The sequence below is a fragment of the Pseudomonas sp. ES1 genome (assembly GCF_050586605.1).
GTDB classification, from domain to species: domain Bacteria; phylum Pseudomonadota; class Gammaproteobacteria; order Pseudomonadales; family Pseudomonadaceae; genus Aquipseudomonas; species Aquipseudomonas sichuanensis.
The window spans coordinates 1-22,898 of sequence record NZ_JBOBDM010000050.1 but is presented as its reverse complement, the minus strand read 5'-3'; the positions used below and the strand labels follow the sequence as shown (position 1 = coordinate 22,898).

Here is a 22,898-nt window from a genome sequence, read left to right as displayed (position 1 = left end):
CTTAACGCGATTTATCTGACCACGCGATACGTGCTCTGCACGAACCCACTCTCGTAACTGGTCGTCTTCATGTGCTGCAACAGCACATCCTTCGCCAACTCGCCAAACAGTGGTATCCCCTGCCCCAGCAGCACGGGAATGCGGGTAATGGTCAGCTCGTTCACCAGCCCCTCGCGCAAGAACCCCTGAATCAACTTGCCGCCATCCAGGTACAGGCTTTTAGCGCCCGTGGCCTGCAGGTGCTCCAGCAACTCCGGGATCGGCCCTGGATGCAGCTCGATTTGCTCCGGCGCGCCCGCCGGTAACTTCCCAAGGCTGGCGCTGACCACCACCACGCGGGTGTCCGGGTAAGGCCACTGGCCGAAGGTCATCACCTTGTCGAAGGTGCCGCGCCCCATCACCAAGGTATCGACGCCGGCCATGAACCCCGCATAGCCATGGTCATCGGCCGACTCGGTCGCCCCCATCAACCAATCAAGGCTGCCGTCTTCACGGGCGATGAAGCCATCCAGGCTGGTGGCGATGAACACACTGGCTTTCAAAGGCATGGCGCGGCGCTCCTGCGGGCAAGGCGCACAGGGTAGCAAGGGCGGGAATATAAATCGCGGGCAAAAGAAAAAGGGCATCTCTTTCGAGATGCCCTCTTTACATGGTGGGTCGTGTAGGATTCGAACCTACGACCAATTGGTTAAAAGCCAACTGCTCTACCAACTGAGCTAACGACCCTGAAAATGGTCGGGGTGAGGGGATTCGAACTCCTGACATCCTGCTCCCAAAGCAGGCGCGCTACCGGACTGCGCTACACCCCGAGATTGGCTCCGCGACCTGGACTCGAACCAGGGACCCAATGATTAACAGTCATTTGCTCTACCGACTGAGCTATCGCGGAACTGAACTTCGGTACAACTCCGAAGACTGTGTTCGCTTCGGACTCTTTAGCTTCGCTGCTTTCGCTTTGTCGCTGCTGAGGCCGGCTATTCTACATTCTTCGTTTTGCTTGTCAACCCCTTTTTTTCATTCAACTTACTGATTTGTAAGTTGTTTTGCGGTCACCGGTGTTGCTGGTGATTCGCTTAGTGGCTGACAACGCGGCGTATATTAGGGGCACTCCCTTTTCCTGGCAAGCGTTTTTTTCAAAAATTTCAGCAAGTTATGAAAAAAACTCGGAAAGACTCGATTTTGCTGGGCCGGCGACCACTCCATCGCGGGGCAAGCCCGCTCCCACAAGCCCCTAACAGTATCTGAGAGCCACGCAATACCTGTAGGAGCGGGCTTGCCCCGCGAAGAGGCCCGCACAGAAATACACAAAAAAGCCCCGCTTTCGCGGGGCTCTGCATTTCAACAGTGATCAGGCAAAGACGATTTCGTCGCCTTCCACCTTGGCAGTGATCGCTGCGCCTGGCAGGAACTGCCCACTGAGGATCAACTGCGCCAACGGGTTTTCGATCCAGCGCTGGATCGCACGCTTGAGCGGCCGTGCACCATACACCGGGTCGTAACCCACCGCGATCAGCTTGTCCAAGGCCTCTGGGCTGAGGCTCAGGCTCAGCTCGCGCTCCAGCAGGCGGCTGCGCAGGCGGCCCAGCTGGATCTCGGTGATACCGGCGATCTGCTCGCGGCCCAGTGGTTCGAACACCACCACTTCGTCGATACGGTTGATGAACTCGGGCCTGAAGTGCGCGCCCACCGCATCCATCACCGCCGCACGCTGCGCCTCGCGGTCACCCACCAGTTCCTGGATCTGCGCCGAGCCCAGGTTGGAGGTCATCACGATCACCGTGTTGCGGAAGTCCACGGTACGGCCGTGGCTGTCGGTCAGACGGCCGTCTTCAAGCACCTGCAGCAGCACGTTGAACACATCCGGGTGAGCTTTCTCCACCTCGTCCAGCAGCACCACCGAGTACGGCTTGCGGCGCACGGCCTCGGTCAGGTAACCGCCCTCTTCATAACCTACATACCCTGGTGGGGCACCGATCAGACGCGCCACGGAGTGTTTCTCCATGAACTCGGACATGTCGATGCGCACCATGGCCTCTTCGGTGTCGAACAGGAACTCGGCCAGGGCCTTGCACAGCTCGGTCTTGCCCACGCCGGTCGGGCCGAGGAACAGGAACGAGCCGCTGGGGCGGTTCGGGTCGGACAGCCCGGCGCGGGAACGGCGCACGGCGTTGGCCACGGCGGTGACCGCTTCGTGCTGGCCGATCACCCGCTGGTGCAGCAGCTCTTCCATCTTCAGCAGCTTCTCGCGCTCGCCTTCGAGCATCTTGGCCACCGGGATGCCGGTCCACTTGGAGACCACTTCGGCAATCTCTTCCTCGGTCACCTTGTTGCGCAGCAGCTGGTTCTCGCTCTTGCCGTGCTGGTCGACCATCTGCAGGCTGCGCTCCAGGTCCGGGATGACCCCGTACTGCAGCTCGGCCATGCGGCTGAGATCGCCTTTGCGACGGGCGGCTTCGAGCTCCTGGCGGGATTGCTCGATTTTCTGCTGGATCTGCGCCGAACCCTGCACCTCGGCTTTCTCGGAGGCCCAGATTTCTTCGAGGTCGGAGTACTCGCGCTCCAGCCGCTCGATTTCTTCGGTCAGTTTCTCCAGGCGTTTCTTCGCCGCTTCGTCCTCTTCTTTCTTCAGCGCCTGGGATTCCACCTTCAGCTGGATCAGACGGCGGTCGAGGCGGTCAAGCACCTCCGGCTTGGAGTCGATCTCCATGCGGATGCGGCTGGCGGCTTCGTCGATCAGGTCGATGGCCTTGTCCGGCAGCTGACGGTCGGTGATGTAGCGGTGGCTGAGCTTGGCCGCGGCGATGATCGCGCCATCGGTGATGGCCACCTTGTGGTGCACTTCATAGCGTTCTTTAAGGCCGCGCAGGATGGCGATGGTGTCTTCCTCGCTCGGCTCTTCGACCAGCACCTTCTGGAAGCGGCGCTCGAGGGCGGCGTCCTTCTCGATGAACTGGCGGTACTCGTTGAGCGTGGTGGCACCTACGCAGTGCAGCTCGCCACGGGCCAGGGCCGGCTTGAGCATGTTGCCGGCGTCCATGGCTCCCTCGCCCTTGCCGGCGCCGACCATGGTGTGCAGTTCGTCGATGAACAGGATGATCTGGCCTTCCTGCTTGGACAGCTCGTTGAGCAGGCCTTTGAGGCGCTCTTCGAATTCGCCGCGGTACTTGGCGCCAGCGATCAGCGCGCCCATGTCCAGCGCCAGCAGGCGCTTGCCTTTGAGGCCATCGGGCACTTCACCGTTGATGATGCGCTGAGCCAGGCCTTCGGCGATGGCGGTCTTGCCCACGCCGGGCTCGCCGATCAGCACCGGGTTGTTCTTGGTGCGGCGCTGCAGCACCTGCACGGTGCGGCGGATTTCATCGTCACGGCCGATCACCGGGTCGAGCTTGCCTTCCTCGGCACGCTTGGTGAGGTCGACGGTGTACTTGTCCAGGGCCTGGCGCGACTCTTCGGCATTGGCGTCATTCACCGCCGCGCCGCCGCGCAGGTTGTTGATGGCGTTTTCCAGGGCCTTCTTGGTCACGCCCTGGCCGAGCAGCAACTTGCCGACCTTGCTGTTCTCGTCCATGGCGGCGAGCACCACCAGTTCGCTGGAGATGAACTGGTCACCCTTCTGCTGGGCCAGGCGGTCGGCCTGGTTGAGCAGGCGCGCCAGGTCCTGGGACATGTTCACGTCGCCGGTGGGGTTCTGGATTTTCGGCAGTTGGTCGAGCTCTTTGGTCAACGCCTTTTTCAGGCTGTTGATGTCGAAGCCCACCTGCATCAGCAACGGCTTGATCGAGCCGCCCTGCTGGTCGACAAGCGCCTGCAGCAGGTGCAGGGGCTCGATGGCCGGATGGTCCATGCCCACGGCCAGGGATTGGGAATCGGATAACGCGAGTTGCAGCTTGCTGGTCAGTCGGTCTATTCGCATGGGGATACCTTCCTATAAAGGGCAGGCGGAGCGATGGACAGCACCTGTATGAAGAACCTGCCTGAGATGACCAATAGATAGGGGTGATTCTGGAAGATTCAAGCGTAGCGGGATTGATCGAGGTCAGCAGGGAGGGTGGTGGGATTGAGATTGCCGGGGCTGCTGCGCAGCCCTATCGCCGGCAAGCCGGCTCCCACAGGGGCAGTACAAACCTTGGCATGTGGGAGCTGGCACGCCAGCGATTGGGCCGCGAAGCAGCCCCAGGCTTAGCTAGGGCTGAGCCAAACCAGCGATGCAAAGCGCCCACCCTGCGGGGTGCGGCGATAAGAGAAGAAGCGTTGATCGCTGACCGTGCAGAACCCACCGCCGTAAACAGCCGTCACACCGCGAGCAGCAAGGCGGATCCGCGCCAGCGCATAGATGTCGGCCATCAACTTGCCCGGCCGTTCGCCGTCGACAAAGGCAGCAGCAGCCTCGGGATGCACGGCCGTGAACGCATCACGCACTTCCAGGCCCACTTCAAATGCCTGCGGGCCAATGGCAGGCCCCAGCCACACCAGCACGTCTTCAGGCGGCACGGCCAGGCGGTCCAAGGTAGCTTCCAGCACGCCACCGGCCAGCCCGCGCCAGCCGGCATGGGCGGCGGCCACACGGGTGCCGGAGCGGTCGCAGAACAGCGCGGGCAGGCAGTCGGCGGTCATCACGGTGCAGGCAATGCCGGGCTGGTCGGTCCAGCTGGCATCGGCCTCGGCGACCAGCGCCGGGTTGGCGTCAGCCACCACCAGCCCATGCACTTGCTTGAGCCAGGCGGGCTGGATGGCGAATTCATCACTGAGGCGACGGCGGTTCTCGGCAACGGCCAGCGGGTCATCGCCCACATGGTCGCCAAGATTGAAGGTGGCATAGGGCGGCAGGCTGACGCCGCCCTCGCGGGTGGTGACACAGGCGCGTACCGAGGCCGGGGCCGGCCAGTCGGGGAAGATCAGCGACTGCGTCAGGCCACTCATCCGATGAAGCTCTCGCGGTCCTGTTCGAGCAGCGACAGCAGCCACTTGAAGTCGTCCGGCAGCTCCGACTTCCACTCCATGCGCTCACCGGTGGTGGGGTGATCCAGGGCCAGGAAGCGTGCGTGCAGAGCCTGGCGCGGGAAGTTCTTCACCGCCTCGACCATGGTCAAGCTGGCGGCTGGCGGAATGCGGAAACGCACGCCGTAAGTCTGGTCGCCGACCAACGGATAGCCGACATGCGCCATGTGCACACGGATCTGGTGGGTACGGCCGGTTTCCAGCTTGACCCGCACATGGGTGTGCGAACGGAAGCGCTTGAGTACCCGGTAGTGGCTGACCGCCGGCTTGCCACCGTCGGTGACTGCCATGCGCTGGCGCAGGCCGCCGTGACGGCCGATCGGCGCGTCGATCTTGCCGCCGGCAATCACCACGCCCACCACGATGCATTCATAGATGCGGCTGACGCTGCGGCTCTGCAGCTGCTCGACCAGCTTGGTCTGCGCCTGCAGGGTCTTGGCCACCACCATCAGGCCGGTGGTGTCCTTGTCCAGGCGATGCACGATACCTGCGCGCGGCACATTGATGATGTCCGGCACATGGTGCAGCAGGGCATTGAGCAAGGTGCCATCGGCATGGCCGGCCGCCGGGTGGACCACCAGCCCGGCAGGCTTGTTGATCACCAGGATCTGGTCGTCTTCATAGACGATGTCCAGCTCGATATCCTGGGCCACCCATTCACCCTGGGCTTCCTGTTCGGCCTCGAGGGCCAGGATGTCGCCACTGTGAACGGTGTCGCGCGGCCGCAGTACCGCGTCATTGACGGTCAGGCGGCCATCCTTGATCCACGAAGTAAGGCGCGAACGCGAGTACTCGGCGAACAGTTGGGCGGCGACCTGGTCGAGGCGTTGGCCGCCCAGTTCGGACGGGACCTCTGCGCTAAGTTGAATGATCTCGGACATGCTCAATTCGGCGGGCGTACAGCCTTTGGTTTCGGCTGCGTGCTTGTGGTTAAATACGGCTTCTTTTGCCCCGGGGTTTGGCCGGGGGCGCTCATCATAACAGGACGGCTCCGCCCAAGACAGCGGCCGTCAAAGGGACGCAAGCCGCCATGCAAGTGAAACACCTGCTGCTGATCGCCATCCTCGGGCTCACCGCTGCCTGTTCCTCGAACAAGGAAGTCATTGACGAGAACCTCAGCGAGGCCGAGCTGTACCAGCAGGCTCAGGCTGATCTGGACAACTCCAGCTACACCAGCGCCGTGAACAAGCTCAAGGCCCTGGAGTCGCGCTACCCGTTCGGCCGCTACGCCGACCAGGCCCAGCTCGAGCTGATCTACGCCAACTACAAGAACTCCGAGCCCGAGGCCGCCAAGTCCGCCGCCGAGCGCTTCATCCGCCTGCACCCGCAGCACCCGAACGTCGACTACGCCTATTACCTGAAAGGCCTGACCTCCTTCGACCAGGACCGTGGCCTGCTGGCGCGCTTCCTGCCGCTGGACATGACCAAGCGTGACCCTGGCGCCGCCCGTGACTCGTACAACGAGTTCGCCCAGCTGACCAGCCGCTTCCCCAACAGCCGTTACTCGCCAGACGCCAAGCAGCGCATGATCTACCTGCGCAACCTGCTGGCCAGCTACGAAATCCACGTGGCCAACTACTACCTGAGCCGCGAGGCCTACGTGGCCGCCGCCAACCGTGGCCGCTACGTGGTCGAGAACTTCCAGGAAACCCCATCGGTCGGCGACGGCCTGGCGGTGATGGTCGAGTCGTACCAGCACATGCACCTGGACGAACTGGCCGCTACCAGCCTGGAAACCCTCAAGCTCAACTACCCGAACCACCCGAGCCTGGTCGATGGCCAGTTCGCCGCCACCCAGGATGAAAACGGCAACCGCTCCTGGCTGTCCAAGGCCACTCTGGGCCTGATCGAGACCGAGACGCCGCTGCCACCGGGCGAGACCCGCGCCAACCAGGACGTGGTCCGCCAGTTCCAGGACGCCCGCTCCGAGATGCCGGCAGACCTGCTGCCCAAGGACGAGAACGGCGACCCGATCCTGCCGGAAGGCCCGAAAGAAGCCGAGAAAGACCGCTCGTGGTTCAGCTACATGACCTTCGGTCTGTTCGACTGACCCTACGCGTGACAAAGAAGGGAGGCCCAAGGCCTCCCTTTTTTATTGGCCGCATCCTAGACTGTCGCCTTCTTCTCTCGACAAGCTGGACACCATGGTTCGCCTACTTTTCTGGATCGCCCTGATCGCCGCCGCGTTCTGGCTGTGGCGCAAGTTCAAGACCAGCCAGCAATCCCCCGCTGAGCCGCGCCTCGACGACCCGCTGAGGATGGTGCGCTGCGCCCACTGCGGCGTGCACCTGCCCAATGACCGGGCGTTGCAGCAGGGCAAGGAGTGGTATTGCAGCCAACAGCATTTGCAGCAAGGGCCAGGCCGGCAGGGCTGACCCCATGAATCCCGTCCAGGTATGTCCCTGTGGGAGCGGGTTTACCCGCGATCACCAGCAAAGCTGGTGCCAGGCACCGCGGTGCCTGCTTCGCGGCTAAAGCCGCTCCCACAGAGCGCGTTCCTCGGGCGACTTTAGGCCAGACGGCCTTCAGGCGCATAGGGTGCCGGGTCGATGATCGGCTCACGCCCCAGCAACAGGTCACTGAACAGCTGGCATGACGCCGGCGCCAGCACCAGGCCGTTGCGGTAATGGCCGCAGTTCAGCCATAGCCCTTCATGCCCCGGCACCGCACCGATGTACGGGATGCCTTCCGGCGACCCCGGCCGCAAACCCGCCCAGTGCCCAACGACTTCGGCATCGGCCAATGCCGGCAACAGCTCGATGGCCGAAGCCTTGAGGCTGGCCAGCGCTTCGGCTGTGGGGGTCTTGTCGTAGCCTTCGTGCTCCAGGGTGCTGCCCACCAGGATGTGCCCGTCGCGGCGCGGGATCGCGTAGCGCCCCTTGGCCAGGACCATGCTCGGCAAGAAATCTTCGGCGCACTTGAACAGGATCATCTGGCCTTTGACCGGCTCAACCGGCAATGCCAGGCCCAGGGTCTGCAACAGGTCGCCGCTCCAGGCACCGGCGCTGAGCACCACATCATCGGCGGCCAGCAGGCCGTCGTTGGTCTGTACACCGACGATGCGCCCGCCTTCCTCGGCGAAGCCGGTGACCTGGCAGTGCTCGCGCAGGGTGACGTTGGGCAGCGCCAGCAGCGCGGCCTTGAGCGACTTGACCAGGCGCGGGTTGCGCACGTTGGCCACACCGGCCATGTAGATCGCGTGGCGGTAGCCCGCGCCCAGAACCGGCACGGCGTCGTAGGCCGCCGAGATATCCACCGCACTCAGCGGGCGCTGTTCCCGCGCAGCCCAGGCCAGGGCCTCGGCTTCATCGTCCAGGTCCAGCCAGTACAGGCCGGTGGTGTGCACCTCGGGGTCGACGCCGGTGCTGGCGAACAGGCGCTCGCCCAGCTGTGGATAAAAATCCTGCGACCAGTGCGCCAGCGCCGTCACCGCGGTGCTGTAGCGCCACGGGTACAGCGGCGAGACGATACCGCCCCCCGCCCACGACGACTCGCGGCCGACCTCGCCCTGGTCGCACAGCACCACCCGGTCGACCTCGGCCGCCAGGTTGAACGCCGTCAGCAGGCCGATGACACCACCGCCGACAATCACTACTTGCTTGCTCATCGTTCGATCCAACACCTGAGGTAATTCCACGGTGCCGTGGCACCTTATGATCTTCAGCTTCCCCAGCACAGCTCGGCATTGTCGCCAGCACCTGGGTTGCTGCGCACACCTGCCTGGTCGAGCTGGAAGTCGCCACAGCGGTCTTGCGCCATGATCCCGTCGGGCAGGCGCACGGCCAACAGCGTGAAACTGTCAGTCTCGCGGCGAGCCTGTAGGCGGTAGTAGCGGTTACCCATGGGCAATGGCGTCACCAGCTGTTCGTTGTCGGCGTAGCCGCCGACGCGGGTGTGGTGGCGCGCAAGGCGCAGCGCCGCATCCTGCAGCAGGCCGACCACTTCGCTGCGTGCGGCACGCCGTAGTTGTTCGCTGTAACTGGGGTAGGCAATGGCTGCCAGCATGCCGATCAGTGCCACGACAATCAACATCTCGATAAGGCTCAGGCCACGCTGCATGTCAGTCGTCCTCCAGGCGTTGGCGCCAGCTGATGCGCCGAACCACGGCCGCGTCATCCAGCGCATGCACCGCCTCAAGCAGCCGACGCCCGTGCACCTGGCGGCTGATGGCCGTCACCCGGACCAGCGTCACTTCCTCGCCTGCCGGCATGCCAGCAGCCCGGCTGCTCTGGCCAAGGTTCTGCAAAAACACATAGCCGCTGTCGGTGGCTTGCCATGGCGGGGCCGGTTCGTCGCCGGGAAGACCCGGCGGCAGGCATGCCGAACACAGCTCGGGCAAGTGCATCGACAGCAACGCCGCCCCCTCGATCAGGCTGGCCTCTGCCTGCTCGAAAGCCCGTACTCCCGCCAGTTGCTCACTCAGCAGCCGCTGCTGCACCAATGCCTCACGCAGCCCTTGGGCCGCCAGCAGGCCGAGCAGCAGGCTCAGGCTCAGGGCCAGCAACAGCACCACACCCTGTTGCCGCTTCATCAACCCTGCCTCGGATTGCGCAACGCCACGCTCAACTGGTGACGGTGCTCGAGCTGGTGCTGGCGGTCGAACAGCGTCAGGCGAATATCCAGCAGCTCCCCCTCCGCCACTTCGACCAGGTTCACTTCGAACGCCCGCACATTGTCGATCAGATTGGCATTCTGGGAATTGGTGAGGAGCTGGAGGCTACCTTTGTGCAAGCGGTAGGTCAGCCGGCGAATGGGCAAGGCCTGCACCGTAGTGCCGGGGACATGCCGGTGGTCCACCACCTCGGCCCAGCTGCGGCAGTCACTGAGCACCGTCCAGTCGGCCCGGCCTGCCAGCCCGGGTAACTCCGCGCCCACCAAGGTCAGGCTGCCGGGTGTGATAGTGATCGGCGTGGCGAACGCCTCGGCGGCGCCGGCAATCCTGAAGTCAGCCGCATCCAGGCGCAGGCAACCGAACATGCCGGCCATGCGGATATCCTCGGCCAAGCGTTGCAATACCAGCCGGGCGTCATCCTGAAGGCGGGCGGTCGCCCCTTGCAGGCGCCAAGCCTGGTAGGCCGAGCCGAACAGTTGACTCGCCGCCGCCAGCAACATCAAGCCAAGAGCCAGCGCCAGCAGTGCCTCGATCAGGCCGAAACCTGCAGGCCGCCGCCTCATGGCTGTACCCGGCCTTGCAGTTCAAGCACCTGCCGCTGGCCGCCGATGGGCCAAGACACCTCAAGCATCAGCCAATCAGCCGCTAAGCTGGCTCGCGCCTCGGCCTGCCCACCAAACACGGTCGCCACCTGCCCCCGCCACGCCGCCGTGTCGACCGCCGACAGCGCCCCTCTCGCCCTGGCGCGCTCCAGCATGGCTTGCAGCAGTTGCAACGCCTGCCCTTCACGCCAGGCGCTGTCGCTGGCGTGCAGGCCGCGAACCTGTATTGCTGCTGCCATGAACACGCCCAGCGCCAGCACAGTCATGGCCACCAGCACTTCCAACAATGTCATGCCGCCTTCCCTGCCCCACATCGACACCCCTCCTGGGATCTTTCCTCGTCTGCTACCTGAAGCCGCCGACTGGTACTCACATGAGCCGTTGGCGAAGCTTCAGCGAAGCACGTCCAGGGAGAAATGCACGGTGAGGCAACAGGGTGTAACACTGCTGCAAATGATGTCAGCACTGGCCGTGGCAGGCCTTCTGACACAGCTTGGGGTTTCGGCCTACGGCAAGCTCAGCGAAGAGCTGGATCAGGCCGCTACAGCCCGTGAGCTGGCACAGGCGCTGCGTGATGCGCGCAACCAGGCGCTGCTACGTCAGCGGGCGGTAGTGGTGCAGCCAATGGAGGAAGACTGGGGCAAGGGCTGGCGCGTTTTGCTGGAGCACAACGGCCTGTTGCTGCTTGAACATCGCCTGGCAAAGCCAGCCAGGATCGTCGCGAGCTCAGGTAGGGCGGTCAGGTTCAGCGGGCGGGGAGCGCCGCTGGGGGATGGCTTCGGGGGGATAACCTTGACCCTTTGCCGACGGGGTGGCGCGGGAAGCGAGCAGAGGGTGGTGCTGAGCCCCAGTGGAAGAGTGCGCCTGCTCAGCGACGAAAAACGTCGCTGCGCAGGCGACTGATCAGATCAGCGAGCGAACCCGCAGCTCTTTGGGCATGGAGAAGGTGATGTTCTCCTCGCGGCCATCGAGTTCTTCGGCGCCGGTCGCGCCCCAGGCCTTGAGCTGTTCGATCACGCCACGCACCAATACTTCGGGGGCAGAAGCACCGGCGGTGATGCCGATCCGCCCAACACCATCGAACCAGCTGCGCTGCAGGTCCTCGGCACCGTCGATCAGGTAGGCCGGGGTGCTCATGCGCTCTGCCAGCTCACGCAGGCGGTTGGAGTTGGAGCTGTTGGGGCTGCCGACCACCAGCACCACGTCGCACTCGTCGGCCAGTTGCTTGACGGCGTCCTGACGGTTCTGGGTGGCGTAGCAGATATCGTCCTTGCGCGGCCCACCGATGCTCGGGAAGCGTGCACGCAGGGCGTCGATGACCCGGCTGGTGTCATCCATCGACAGGGTGGTCTGGGTGACGAAGGCCAGGTGCTCGGGGTTGCGCACCTGCAGCGCGGCGACGTCCTTCTCGTCCTCGACGAGGTAGATGGCGCCGCCATTGCTGGCATCGTACTGCCCCATGGTGCCTTCGACTTCCGGGTGCCCGGCGTGGCCGATCAGGATGCACTCACGGCCGTCGCGGCTGTACTTGGCAACCTCGATATGCACCTTGGTCACCAGTGGGCAGGTGGCGTCGAAGACTTTCAGGCCACGGCCGGCGGCCTCCTGGCGCACCGCTTGCGACACACCATGGGCGCTGAAGATGACGATGACGTCGTCCGGTACCTGGTCCAGCTCTTCAACGAAAACCGCGCCACGGCTGCGCAGGTCTTCGACGACGAACTTGTTGTGTACCACTTCGTGGCGCACGTAGATCGGCGGGCCGAAGACTTCCAGGGCGCGGTTGACGATCTCGATCGCCCGGTCGACCCCCGCGCAGAAGCCGCGCGGGTTGGCGAGTTTGATTTGCATGCTCGGCTCCAGGCTCACAGGGCCTTCACGTCGAGGATCTGCACCTCGAAGTTGAGGGTCTTGCCAGCCAGTGGATGGTTGAAGTCGATGGTCACCTGGTTGTCGTCGAACGCTTTGACCACACCCGGCAGCTCGGTGTTGGCGGCATCGTTGAAGATCACCAGCAGCCCGTCGGACAGCTCCATGCCTTCGAACTGCGAGCGCGGCATCACCTGCACGTTCTGCGGGTTGTGCTGGCCGAAGGCGTTCTCTGGGGCGATGCTCAGCTTGCGCTGGTCACCGGCCTTGAAACCGAACAGCGCGCTTTCGAAGCCTGGCAGCAGGTTGCCGTCGCCGACCTTGAAGGTGGCCGGGGCCTTGTCGAAGGTGCTGTCGACGGTATCGCCGTTTTCCAGGTGCAGGGCGAAGTGCAGGGTCACTTCGGTGTTCTGGCCAATACGTGTCTCAGTCATGGACAGGCTCCTCGGACTTCTTGCTCTTGAACATATCCAGCGCCAGCATCACCGCACCCACGGTGATGGCGCTGTCGGCCACGTTGAAGGCCGGGAAGTAATGGGTGTTGCGCCAGTGCACCAGGATGAAGTCGACCACATGGCCAAGCACCACGCGGTCGTACAGGTTGCCCAGCGCGCCACCCAGCACCAGGGCCAGGGCCACGGCAAGCCAGGTCTCGTTGCGCCCCAGGCGCTTGAGCCAGACCACCAGCACGGCACTGACCACCACGGCGATCAGGGCGAACAACCAGCGCTGCCAGCCGGAGCTGTCGGCGAGGAAGCTGAAGGCCGCGCCGGTGTTGTAGGCCAGGGTCCAGCTGAAGTAGTCGGGGATGACCACGATCTGCTGGTACAGGCTCAACGCCCCTTCGAAGTAGACCTTGGTGGCCTGGTCGACGACCAGTACCACCAGGCTCAGCCAGAGCCAGGCAAGGCGCCCGAAGCGCCCAGCTGCATTAGGCATAGTGGCGCACCTCACCTTCACCGCTCAGGTTGTCGACGCAACGGGCGCAGATTTCCGGGTGCTCCGGGTGGCTGCCGACGTCGGCGCGGAAGTGCCAGCAACGGCCGCACTTGGCATGGCCGGACTTGACGATCTTCAGCTTGAGGCCTTCGACTTCGGTTGTCACGGCATCGGCCGGGGCCTGGACGAACGGCACCACGCTGGCGGCGGAGGTGATCAGCACGAAGCGCAGCTCGTCGCCGAGCTTGTTCAGGTCGGCAGTCAGGCCCTCTTCGGCGAACAGAGTAACTTCGGCCTGCAGGTTGCCGCCGATGACCTTGGCGCTGCGCTGGTTCTCCAGTTCCTTGTTGACGGCTGCCTTGACGGCCATCACGCGGTCCCAGTAGGCGCGGTCCAGCTCGGCGTCGGCCGGCAGTTCGCTCAGGCCCTGGTACCAGCCGTTGAGCATCACCGACTCGTTACGCTCACCTGGCAGGTACTGCCAGATTTCGTCGGCGGTGAAGGCCAGGATCGGTGCGATCCAGCGCACCAGCGCTTCGCTGATGTGGTACAGCGCGGTCTGGCAGGAACGACGGGCGACACTGTTGGCGCCGGTGGTGTACTGGCGGTCCTTGATGATGTCGAGGTAGAAGCCGCCCAGCTCCTGCACGCAGAAGTTGTGGATCTTCGAGTAGACGTTCCAGAAGCGGTATTCGCCGTAGTGCTCTTCCAGCTCGCGTTGCAGCAGCAGGGTACGGTCCACCGCCCAACGGTCCAGCGCCAGCATGTCTTCGGCTGGCAGCAGGTCGCGGGCCGGGTCGAAGCCGGACAGGTTGGAAAGCAGGAAGCGCGCGGTGTTGCGGATACGACGATAGGCATCGGCGCTGCGCTGCAGGATCTGCTCGGAAACCGCCATCTCGCCGGAGTAGTCGGTGGCCGAGACCCACAGGCGCAGGATGTCGGCACCCAGGGTGTTGTTGACCTTTTCCGGCTCGATGGTGTTGCCCAGCGACTTGGACATCTTGCGGCCGCTCTCGTCCACGGTGAAGCCGTGGGTCAGCAGCTCGCGATACGGCGCGTGGTTGTCGATGGCGCAGCCGGTCAGCAACGAGGAGTGGAACCAGCCGCGGTGCTGGTCGGAACCTTCCAGGTACAGGTCGGCGCGCGGGCCGGTGGCATGGCCGATGTCGTGCGAGCCACGCAGCACATGCCAGTGGGTGGTGCCGGAGTCGAACCAGACGTCGAGGGTGTCGGCGATCTTGTCGTACTGGCCGGCTTCGTCACCGAGCAGTTCGGCGGCGTCCATCTTGAACCAGGCTTCGATGCCTTCTTGCTCGACGCGCTTGGCCACTTCTTCCATCAGTTCGACGGTGCGCGGGTGCAGCTCGCCGGTTTGTTTGTCGAGGAAGAACGGGATCGGTACGCCCCAGTTGCGCTGACGCGAGATGCACCAGTCCGGGCGGTTGGCGATCATCGAGTGCAGGCGCGCCTGGCCCCAGGCCGGGACGAACTTGGTGTCTTCGATGGCCTTGAGCGCGCGCTCACGCAGCGGCTCGCCAGTGGATGGCTGCTTGTCCATGCCGACGAACCACTGCGCGGTGGCGCGGTAGATCAGCGGGGTCTTGTGGCGCCAGCAGTGCATGTAGCTGTGGCTGATGGTTTCGGTGTGCATCAGCGCACCGACTTCGCTCAGCTTGTCGACGATGGCCGGGTTGGCCTTCCAGATGAACTGGCCGCCGAAGAACGGCAGCGACTCGACGTACACGCCGTTGCTTTGCACCGGGGTGAGGATGTCGTCGTTGACCATGCCGTAGCGCTTGCAGGTGACGAAGTCGTCTTCACCGTAGGCAGGCGACGAGTGCACCACGCCGGTACCGGCGCCCAGCTCGACGTAGTCGGCCAGGTAGATCGGCGACAGGCGGTCGTAGAACGGGTGACGGAAGTTGATCAGCTCCAGCGCCGAACCTTGCGCGGTGGCGATGACCGAACCTTCGAGGTTGTAACGCTTGAGGCACGACGCTACCAGCTCTTCGGCCAGCACCAGCAGACGCTCGCCGGTATCGACCAGGGCGTACTTGAACTCGGGGTGGATGTTCAACGCCTGGTTGGCCGGGATGGTCCACGGGGTGGTGGTCCAGATCACGATGGCCGCAGGCTTGGCCAGCGAGGCCAGGCCGAAGGCGGCGGCCAGCTTGGCGTCGTCTGCGACCGGGAAGGCCACGTCGATGGTCTGGGATTTCTTGTCGGCGTATTCGACTTCGGCTTCGGCCAGGGCCGAACCGCAATCGAAGCACCAGTTCACGGGCTTGAGCCCCTTGAACACGAAGCCTTGCTTGACCATTTCGGCCAGGGCGCGGATTTCACCGGCCTCGTTGGCGAAGTTCATGGTCTTGTAGGGGTTGTCCCAGTCGCCCAGCACGCCCAGGCGGATGAACTCGGTCTTCTGCCCTTCGATCTGCTCGGCGGCGTACTCGCGGCACAGCTCACGGGTGCGGTCGGCGGTCAGGTGCTTGCCGTGGGTGACTTCGACCTTGTGCTCGATCGGCAGGCCGTGGCAGTCCCAGCCCGGCACGTAGGGCGCATCGAAGCCCGACAGGGTTTTCGAGCGGACGATCATGTCCTTGAGAATCTTGTTCAGCGCATGACCGATATGGATCTTGCCGTTGGCATAGGGCGGGCCGTCGTGCAGGACGAACTTCGGACGATCCTTGCCAATTTCGCGCAGCTTCTGGTACAGGCCAATGCTGTCCCAGCGCTGCAGAATCTGCGGTTCGCGCTGAGGCAGGCCGGCCTTCATCGGGAAGGCGGTGTCCGGAAGGTTTAGCGTGGCTTTGTAGTCGGTCATTTCAGGCTCTTCGTTAGCGGTTGAGCGTGCCAGTGGGCACGTGCGGCGGCGATGTCCGCGTCGATCGCCGACTTCAGCGCCTCCAGGGAGGCGAAACGCTGCTCTTCACGCAGCTTGTGGTGGAACTCCACCGTCAGACGCCGGCCGTAGAGGTCACCGGCGTAGTCCAGAAGATGAATCTCCAGGTGGGGACGCCCATCACCGGCGACGGTGGGGCGTACTCCGATATTGCCGACACCCGGCCACTGCTGGCCGTCGATCTCGATGCTGGCCAGGTAGACCCCGGACAGCGGTACGCGGCGGCGCTTGAGCTGGATGTTGGCGGTGGGCGTGCCGAGCTGGCGGGCCAGTTTCTGGCCGTGCAGCACACGCCCGGTAATGCGGTAAGGGCGGCCCAGCAGGTGCGCGGCCAGTTCGAAGTTGCCTTCGCTGAGGGCCTTGCGCACTTCGGTGCTGCTGACCCGCAGGCCGTCCTGGATCACGGTGTTGGCGGCTTCGACGGTAAAGCCGTAGCGCACGCCTGCATCGACCAGGAAATCGAAGTCGCCGGCGCGGTCGCAGCCGAAGCGGAAGTCGTCACCCACTTCGAGGTGGCGCACACCCAGGCCATCGACCAGGATCGCCTTGACGAATTCATCGGCGCTGAGCTTGCTCAGGCGCTGGTTGAAGGCCAGGCACAACACCCGGTCGATACCTTCGCCAGCCAGCAGCTCGACCTTGTCGCGCAGGCGCGCCAGGCGGGCCGGGGCGGTGTCGGGGGCGAAGTATTCGCGCGGCTGCGGCTCGAAGATCACCACGCAGGTGGGCATGCCGAGTGCCTGGCCGCGCTCGCGCAGACGCGCGAGAATCGCCTGGTGACCCCGGTGGACCCCGTCGAAGTTGCCAATGGTGGCGACACAGCCCCGGTGCTCGGGGCGCAGGTTGTGAAGACCTCGAACCAGCTGCATAACGCGCTTCTTGCTCATAAAGTGGCCGATTATAACCACACCCGGGCGCTGACGACAGGCAGCAGCGCCACCCGGGTGTGTGGAATGTGAAAAACCGACGCCTGACCCTTTTGCGCCTCAGTGCAGCGCTTTGCGGGCGAAATGCCGTGGGCGGAAACCGCACAGGTACAGGCAACCGAAGTAAGTAACCACACCGGCCGCGATCAGGCCGCCCAGGCGCAGGAAACGCGCCAGCATATCGCCCTGCGCCCAGGCCGGCAGGTAGTGCATGCCCAACAGCAGCACGCCCGACATCAGCCCCACCGCCAACAACAGCTTGAGCAGGAACAGCAGCCAGCCGGGTTGCGGCGTATACAGTTGTTGGCTGCGCAGCTTCCAGTACAGCAGGCCGGCATTCAGGCAGGCCCCCAGGCTGATCGCCAGGGCCAACCCGGCATGGGCCAGCGGGCCGACCAGCGCCAGGTTGAGCAACTGGGTGCAGACCAGGGTGAACACCGCGATCTTTACCGGCGTGCGGATATTCTGCTGGGCATAGAAACCTGGAGCCAGCACCTTGACCAGGATGATCGCCAGCAGGCCCACCGAATAGGCGATCAGGGCGCGCTGGGTCATGGCCGCGTCGAAGGCGGTGAACTTGCCGTACTGGAACAACGCCACGGTCAGCGGTTCGGCAAGAATCGCCAGGGCCAGGGTGCATGGCAACACCAGCAGGAAGCACAGGCGCAGGCCCCAGTCGAGAATCCGCGAGTACTCTTCACGGTCCTTGTTGGCGTAGGTCTTGGCCAGGGTCGGCAACAGGATGGTGCCCAGGGCCACGCCCAGCACCCCCGAAGGCAGCTCCATCAGCCGGTCGGCGTAATACATCCACGACACCGAGCCGGCCACCAGGAAGGAGGCGAAAATGGTGTTGATGATGAGCGAGATCTGGCTCACCGATACCCCGAGGATGGCCGGCAGCATCTGCTTGAGCACCCGCCACACGCCGGCGTCGCGCAGGTTCAGGCGCGGCAGCACGAGCATGCCGATCTTCTTCAGCGCGGGCAGCTGGTATAGCAGTTGCGCCAGGCCACCGGCCAGCACGCCCCAGCCCAGGGCCATGATTGGCGGGTCGAAGTACGGTGTGAGCAGGACGGCGAAGGCGATCATCGCCACGTTGAGCAGGGTCGGGGTGAAGGCCGGAACGCTGAAGCGGTTCCAGGTATTGAGGATGGCGCCTGCCAACGAGGACAGCGAGATCAGCAATATATAAGGAAAGGTCACCCGCAGCAGCGAAGTGGTCAGCTCGTATTTCTCGGCATTATCGACAAAACCCGGCGCCGTGGCCCAGACCACCCAGGGCGCGGCAAGAATGCCGATGACTGTCACCAGCGCCAGAACCAGGGTCAGCAGGCCGCTGACATAGGCAATGAAGGTTCGGGTGGCCTCCTCGCCCTGCTGGGTCTTGTACTCGGCCAGGATCGGCACGAAGGCTTGCGAAAACGCGCCTTCGGCAAAGATCCGCCGCAGCAGGTTAGGCAGTTTGAAGGCGATGAAAAAGGCGTCGGTGGCCACGCCAGCGCCGAAAATCCGCGCCAGGATGGTGTCGCGCACGAAGCCGAGCACCCGGGAAATCATGGTGATGGAGCTGACCGCAGCCAGGGATTTGAGCAGGTTCATCGAAAAGATTCACGCCAGAGGACGGAGGACGCTGCCAGTTGGCATCCGAATGTGCGATACTCCCGCGCCTTCGCAGGGGAGCCAAAAATTCCCGAGTTTACAGGTCGCGTAGCAGAAAGGAATCTTTCCTGCCTGTTGACCCACCACTCGGCGGAACCTTGCAGGTGGCCTTGACATCCGTTCGACTCGTCGGCATGATTCGCGGCCTATTTTGTTTGCTATTTACCTAAAGTCTTTCGAGGAGCTCGACGGTGGCCAACACACCTTCCGCCAAGAAACGTGCAAAACAGGCTGAGAAGCGTCGCAGCCACAACGCCAGCCTGCGTTCCATGGTTCGCACCTACATCAAGAATGTAGTCAAAGCCATTGACGCAAAAGACGCTGAAAAAGCGCAAGCCGCTTACGTTCTGGCTGTGCCTGTAATCGACCGTATGGCCGACAAGGGCATCATCCACAAGAACAAGGCTGCTCGCCACAAAGGCCGTCTGAATGGCCACATCAAGGCACTGAAAGAAGCTGCAGCTGCCTAAGCGACGTTCTTGTCGAAAAAACCGACCCTAGGGTCGGTTTTTTTATGCCTGCGATTTGCTGGGCCAGCAAGCAACTCAATGGATGGCACCTGCTGCGCGGGTGTTCGCGGCTAAAGCCGCTCCTGCAGGGGCAGGGCCGCATTGCGGCCCTGCCCTTCATCACTTGCCGATCTGCAGCTTCGGCGCCCACTGCAGCCAGGCATCTTCCGGCTTGTCGAACAGGGCGAAGGTCTGCTGCGGCCGTGCCGGGTTGCCCATCTGCTCGCCATCCGGCGTGGCAAAGGCAATACCACCTTCAATCAGGGTCTCCACCGACTCGGTGCGCACCGTGGCGCCCTTGAACAGCCCCCAGTCGAAACCGAACCCACTGCTGTTCCAGAAGCGGCTGCCACCGCGCACCAGGCCTGCATAACGCGGCTCGATGAGGATGTGGATAAGTACCCGGTCGGCAGTCTGGCCCAGCTCGAAGCCGACCACCTTGCCCACCGCGACTTCACGGTAGGTGACCGGCACCCCGGGCTTGATCGAGCCACGCCGCGGCGCACTCAGGGTCAGCGGCAGGCCGACTTCCTCGCCCTTCACCTCCGGTGCGTCGGCCAAGGCGATGAAATCTCGCTGCGGCCCCTTGTCCTTGAGCGCCGGCAACACTTCCAGGTACTGCCCTCCCACCAAGGTATCGAGGTTCTCGGTGCGCACCAGGCCCAAGGCCGGCTTGACCACCCAGAACTGCGTCCCTACCCGCGCAATGCGATCTGCGGCCAGGGTAATACGCGCCCTGAGCAGTACGCCCTGCAGGTCGCTGGTCAGGTCCACGCTTTCGACACTGCCCACGTCCAGCCCGCGGAAGCGGATCGAGGTCCCCGGCTTCAGCCCATCGGCACGCTCCACGCGAATGGTCACCAGGGTGCCGGCACGGTTGGCGGCCTCCTGGCTCTCATGCAGACGGAAACGCGGGATACGCCGTTTGAGCGGTACATCGGGTTTGGGTGTGTCGAAGGAGATACCGCCGGCCATGAGGGTCTGCAGCGACTCACTCTTGACCTGAATCCCCGAGAGGCCGCCGGTCAGGGTGATACCGCTGGCATTCCAGAAGCGCGTGGAGCCGTTGACCAGGTTGGCATACTCCTTCTCGATGTGGACACCGATCAGGATGCGCTTGCTGTTGCGGGCAAACTGATAGCTCTGCACGCTGCCCACGCGCACCTGGCGGTACATCACCGGGCTGCCCACTTCCAGCGAGCCGAGGGTTTCGGCGAACAGCACCATGTGCAAGCCTGGTGCCTTGAGATCAAGCGGCGGCGCCTTGGGCCGTGCCTCGAACTCACGCAAGGGCTTGGCGCCGGGCTCACCCGGGCGAACAGCAATGTAGTTACCCTTTACCAGCGCCTCCAGCCCAGTGATACCGGCGAGCGAGATGGACGGCTTGACCACCCAGAACTGGGTCCCTTCGACCAGGTAATCCTCTGCCAGCGGGTCCAGGGTCAATTCCGCCATTGCGCTGGACAGGTCACCCTCGATCTTCAGGTCCTTGAGCGAGCCTACCTGGATCCCCTTGTACAGCACCGGGGTACGGCCCTTCTGCAGCCCCTCGAAATCACTCAGCTTGACCTTCACCCGGATACCCGCCTGAGCGGCGTCGAAATCCTCATACAGCCGGAACGGCAGGCTTGGATCAGTGGGCGGGCTGTCCTGGCGATTTTCTGGCGTGGCGAAGGCGATACCGCCGGCGACGATGCTGGAAAGCGATTCGGTGCGCACCTTCACGCCGGACAGGTCGGCATCGATGCTGACGCCACTGGCGTTCCAGAAACGCGTGTGCTTGCGCACCAGGCTGGCGTAGACGGGCGCGATGAAGACCTTGATCTCCACAGTGCCCTGATCATCGGACAGGCGATAGCTTTTCACCCGGCCCACCTGGATCTGCTTGTAGAACACCGGGCTGTCACGATTGAGCGAACCCAGGCGCTCGGCCTTGAGGGTCAGGTGCAAACCGGGCTCGGCATCGGACAACGGCGGGGCTGCCTTGAGCGCGGTGAAGCGCTTGGTCGGTGCGCCCTCTCCTGGCTCCACGGCGATGTAATTGCCTGAGACAAGCGTTTCAAGCCCGGTAATACCTGCCAGGCTGACGCTGGGCTTTACCAGCCAGAAGCGCGTGCCTTTGGTCAAATGTGGCCCGGCCGCCTTGTTCATTTCAATGGTAGCGATCACACCCCGATTTTCGCCCTTGTTATCCAGCACCAGGCCCGTCACCTTGCCGATCGACATGCCCTTGAAAATGACCTCGGTCTTGTTGGCGACGATGCCCTCGCCGGTTTCGAAGCGCACCTGGATTTCGATACCGGCGTCACGGTAGGCCTGCCAGGCCAGCCAGCCACCGATGGCCAGCGCGATCAGCGGCAGGATCCAGATGGCCGACCAGTTCGAAGCAGGGCGGGTTTTAGCCGTAGGCAAGTCACTCATGGTCGTCATCCGACTCCGTGTTGTCCCAGATCAGTCGGGGATCGAAAGTTAAGGCGGCGAGCATCGTCAGGATCACCACACTGGCGAAGGCGACAGCGCCCAGGTTGGCTTCGACACTGGCAATGCGACCAAAATTCACCACCGCCACCAGGATGGCAATGACAAAGATATCCAGCATGGACCAGCGCCCGATGAACTCGATGAAGCGGTACATCAGAATGCGCTGGCGCGCCGACAGCGGCTGGTGGCGCTGCACCGAGTACAGCAGCAGGGCAATGCCCACCAGCTTGAAAGTGGGCACCAGGATGCTGGCGATGAACACCACGGCGGCGATCGGCAACATGCCGTGCTTGAGCAGGGTGATAACCCCGGACATGATGGTGTCGGGGCTGCCCTGCCCCAGCGCGCTGACCGTCATGATCGGCAACACGTTGGCAGGGATGTAGAGCACCATCGCAGTGATCAGCAGCGCCCAGGTGCGCACGATGCTGTTAGGGCGTCGCTCATGGACAATGGCCCCGCAACGGGTGCACGTCTGCGACGTGGTATCTGCTTCGCGGCGGTTGAGCTCATGGCATTCACCGCAGACCAGAATGCCTGCATCAATCGCCCGCATGGACATCCTCCCCGGACAAGGCCACCCAGATCTGGTGCGGCGACATCACCACTTCCAGCCACACCTGCACCAGCAACAGGCTGATGAAGCAGAACAGGCCGAGGCCGATACTCAGTTCAGCCAGGTCGACCAGCTTGACGATGGCAACCAGCACACCCATGAAGTACACCTCGAGCATGCCCCACTCGCGCAAGTGGTGATAAATACGATAGATCAGCAAACCGTAACTGCGACCGACGTCAAAACGGATGCTCAGCAGTACCAGCAATTGGCACAACAATTTGAGCAGCGGGACGGCCATGCTGCACAGGAACACCACCACGGCGACGCCGCGCATTTCGGAGTTGTACAAGCCGAGCACGCCGCTCCAGACGGTGTCGTCCGAGGTTTGGCCAAGCAGATGCAGCTGCATGATCGGCAGGAAGTTGGCGGGCACATAGAGCAGCAAGGCGGTAAGGACCAGTGCCAGGCTGCGAGGAACGACGTTATGCCGGTGGGCATAAAGCTCGTAGCCACAGCGCGGGCAATGGGCCTTCTCGTCGTTTTGCAGCGTCGTCTTGCGCATCAGCAGGTCGCACTCGTGGCAGGCTACGAGTTCGTCCAGGGGTAACTGTGCGAGCGCTTGCGTATCGACAGGGTTGGGCATAAGAGGGTTCTGAATGGATGCGTCGGCTCTATTCTAGTGTTCTGACTCGAATTGTGGGAGACGACTATTGTGAGGGACTGTATGCCAGCACCTGCGGATGGCGCTGCTCACTGTCCAGGAGCGCTGATTTCGTCCTGGCAGAAAAGACAAAACCCCTACCTGCATGCGCAGATAGGGGTTTTGCGAAATGAATCTTGAC

At 63.5% G+C, this 22,898-nt stretch carries 22 protein-coding genes and 3 tRNA genes; 4 read left to right on the top strand and 21 right to left on the bottom strand.

Going from position 1 to position 22,898, the window contains the following annotated elements; genetic code table 11:
- Window positions 1-11: 11 nt before the first annotated feature.
- The 7 genes from ACQ4N9_RS19680 to rluD form a co-directional block, all read right to left on the bottom strand.
- A complete protein-coding gene (locus ACQ4N9_RS19680) occupies window positions 12-548 on the bottom strand; it encodes a dihydrofolate reductase family protein (protein WP_125462594.1) in 537 nt (178 codons plus the stop codon).
- A gap of 102 nt (window positions 549-650) precedes the next feature.
- Window positions 651-726 (bottom strand) — tRNA-Lys (locus ACQ4N9_RS19675).
- 6 nt (window positions 727-732) lie between these two features.
- Window positions 733-809 (bottom strand) — tRNA-Pro (locus ACQ4N9_RS19670).
- A gap of 4 nt (window positions 810-813) precedes the next feature.
- Window positions 814-889: transfer RNA gene (locus tag ACQ4N9_RS19665), tRNA-Asn, on the bottom strand.
- 459 nt (window positions 890-1,348) lie between these two features.
- Entirely contained in the window at window positions 1,349-3,913 is a 2,565-nt protein-coding gene (clpB, locus tag ACQ4N9_RS19660) for an ATP-dependent chaperone ClpB (protein ID WP_390966891.1), read from the bottom strand.
- 266 nt (window positions 3,914-4,179) lie between these two features.
- A complete protein-coding gene (pgeF, locus tag ACQ4N9_RS19655) occupies window positions 4,180-4,920 on the bottom strand; it encodes a peptidoglycan editing factor PgeF (RefSeq protein WP_390966890.1) in 741 nt (246 codons plus the stop codon).
- Window positions 4,917-5,879, bottom strand: a complete 963-nt coding sequence (rluD, locus tag ACQ4N9_RS19650; protein ID WP_390966888.1) for a 23S rRNA pseudouridine(1911/1915/1917) synthase RluD — start codon at window positions 5,877-5,879, stop codon at window positions 4,917-4,919. The genes pgeF and rluD overlap by 4 nt, the downstream gene beginning before the upstream one ends.
- Window positions 5,880-6,028: 149 nt before the next feature.
- Between rluD and ACQ4N9_RS19645 the strand changes: the two genes are divergently transcribed.
- Both ACQ4N9_RS19645 and ACQ4N9_RS19640 read left to right on the top strand, forming a co-directional pair.
- On the top strand, window positions 6,029-7,048 hold the full coding sequence (locus ACQ4N9_RS19645) for an outer membrane protein assembly factor BamD (protein ID WP_390966886.1): 1,020 nt from the start codon (window positions 6,029-6,031) through the stop codon (window positions 7,046-7,048).
- A 94-nt stretch (window positions 7,049-7,142) separates the two neighbouring features.
- Window positions 7,143-7,373 carry a PP0621 family protein gene (locus ACQ4N9_RS19640; RefSeq protein ID WP_110991768.1) on the top strand — a complete coding sequence of 77 codons (231 nt, stop codon included), beginning with the start codon at window positions 7,143-7,145 and terminating at the stop codon, window positions 7,371-7,373.
- Window positions 7,374-7,507: 134 nt separating this feature from the next.
- On the opposite strand, the gene thiO is transcribed toward ACQ4N9_RS19640, so the two are convergent.
- Genes thiO through ACQ4N9_RS19615 form a run of 5 tightly spaced genes read right to left on the bottom strand, consistent with a single transcriptional unit; the run spans window position 7,508 to window position 10,505 of the window.
- A complete protein-coding gene (gene thiO / locus ACQ4N9_RS19635; protein WP_390966883.1) occupies window positions 7,508-8,605 on the bottom strand; it encodes a glycine oxidase ThiO in 1,098 nt (365 codons plus the stop codon).
- A 53-nt stretch (window positions 8,606-8,658) separates the two neighbouring features.
- Window positions 8,659-9,057 carry a type IV pilin protein gene (locus ACQ4N9_RS19630; protein WP_390966881.1) on the bottom strand — a complete coding sequence of 133 codons (399 nt, stop codon included), beginning with the start codon at window positions 9,055-9,057 and terminating at the stop codon, window positions 8,659-8,661.
- A gap of 1 nt (window position 9,058) precedes the next feature.
- Window positions 9,059-9,529, bottom strand: a complete 471-nt coding sequence (locus ACQ4N9_RS19625) for a hypothetical protein (protein WP_390966879.1) — start codon at window positions 9,527-9,529, stop codon at window positions 9,059-9,061.
- Window positions 9,529-10,173 (bottom strand): PilW family protein, encoded by a 645-nt coding sequence (locus ACQ4N9_RS19620; RefSeq protein ID WP_390966877.1) that lies wholly within the window; start codon window positions 10,171-10,173, stop codon window positions 9,529-9,531. Before ACQ4N9_RS19620 ends, ACQ4N9_RS19625 begins: the two co-directional genes overlap by 1 nt.
- Window positions 10,170-10,505: a type IV pilus modification PilV family protein gene (locus ACQ4N9_RS19615; protein WP_390966875.1), complete on the bottom strand. Its 336-nt coding sequence runs from the start codon at window positions 10,503-10,505 to the stop codon at window positions 10,170-10,172. The genes ACQ4N9_RS19620 and ACQ4N9_RS19615 overlap by 4 nt, the downstream gene beginning before the upstream one ends.
- 130 nt (window positions 10,506-10,635) lie before the next feature.
- Between ACQ4N9_RS19615 and ACQ4N9_RS19610 the strand changes: the two genes are divergently transcribed.
- On the top strand, window positions 10,636-11,115 hold the full coding sequence (locus tag ACQ4N9_RS19610) for a GspH/FimT family pseudopilin (RefSeq protein WP_390967176.1): 480 nt from the start codon (window positions 10,636-10,638) through the stop codon (window positions 11,113-11,115).
- On the opposite strand, the gene ispH is transcribed toward ACQ4N9_RS19610, so the two are convergent.
- The 6 genes from ispH to murJ form a co-directional block, all read right to left on the bottom strand.
- Entirely contained in the window at window positions 11,116-12,063 is a 948-nt protein-coding gene (ispH, locus tag ACQ4N9_RS19605; protein ID WP_153788172.1) for a 4-hydroxy-3-methylbut-2-enyl diphosphate reductase, read from the bottom strand.
- 14 nt (window positions 12,064-12,077) lie between these two features.
- Window positions 12,078-12,515, bottom strand: coding sequence for an FKBP-type peptidyl-prolyl cis-trans isomerase (locus ACQ4N9_RS19600; protein ID WP_110991776.1), 438 nt, complete (start codon window positions 12,513-12,515; stop codon window positions 12,078-12,080).
- Complete coding sequence (gene lspA, locus ACQ4N9_RS19595) at window positions 12,508-13,020, bottom strand: signal peptidase II (protein WP_110991777.1); 513 nt, start codon at window positions 13,018-13,020, stop codon at window positions 12,508-12,510. The genes ACQ4N9_RS19600 and lspA overlap by 8 nt, the downstream gene beginning before the upstream one ends.
- Entirely contained in the window at window positions 13,013-15,844 is a 2,832-nt protein-coding gene (ileS, locus tag ACQ4N9_RS19590) for an isoleucine--tRNA ligase (RefSeq protein WP_390966872.1), read from the bottom strand. The genes lspA and ileS overlap by 8 nt, the downstream gene beginning before the upstream one ends.
- A complete protein-coding gene (gene ribF, locus ACQ4N9_RS19585; protein WP_323830666.1) occupies window positions 15,841-16,791 on the bottom strand; it encodes a bifunctional riboflavin kinase/FAD synthetase in 951 nt (316 codons plus the stop codon). The genes ileS and ribF overlap by 4 nt, the downstream gene beginning before the upstream one ends.
- A gap of 117 nt (window positions 16,792-16,908) precedes the next feature.
- Window positions 16,909-18,447 (bottom strand): murein biosynthesis integral membrane protein MurJ, encoded by a 1,539-nt coding sequence (murJ, locus tag ACQ4N9_RS19580; protein ID WP_390966870.1) that lies wholly within the window; start codon window positions 18,445-18,447, stop codon window positions 16,909-16,911.
- A 251-nt stretch (window positions 18,448-18,698) separates the two neighbouring features.
- Here murJ and rpsT point away from each other — a divergent pair, with 251 nt between their 5' ends.
- A complete protein-coding gene (rpsT, locus tag ACQ4N9_RS19575) occupies window positions 18,699-18,977 on the top strand; it encodes a 30S ribosomal protein S20 (RefSeq protein ID WP_003247625.1) in 279 nt (92 codons plus the stop codon).
- Window positions 18,978-19,136: 159 nt separating this feature from the next.
- On the opposite strand, the gene ACQ4N9_RS19570 is transcribed toward rpsT, so the two are convergent.
- From ACQ4N9_RS19570 to ACQ4N9_RS19560, 3 genes are read right to left on the bottom strand one after another with little or no spacing between them, the layout of a single operon-like run.
- Window positions 19,137-21,437, bottom strand: a complete 2,301-nt coding sequence (locus ACQ4N9_RS19570) for a PqiB family protein (protein ID WP_390966868.1) — start codon at window positions 21,435-21,437, stop codon at window positions 19,137-19,139.
- Window positions 21,430-22,053, bottom strand: coding sequence for a paraquat-inducible protein A (locus tag ACQ4N9_RS19565; protein WP_125462576.1), 624 nt, complete (start codon window positions 22,051-22,053; stop codon window positions 21,430-21,432). Before ACQ4N9_RS19565 ends, ACQ4N9_RS19570 begins: the two co-directional genes overlap by 8 nt.
- Complete coding sequence (locus ACQ4N9_RS19560; RefSeq protein ID WP_125857431.1) at window positions 22,040-22,699, bottom strand: paraquat-inducible protein A; 660 nt, start codon at window positions 22,697-22,699, stop codon at window positions 22,040-22,042. Before ACQ4N9_RS19560 ends, ACQ4N9_RS19565 begins: the two co-directional genes overlap by 14 nt.
- Window positions 22,700-22,898 lie beyond the last annotated feature (199 nt).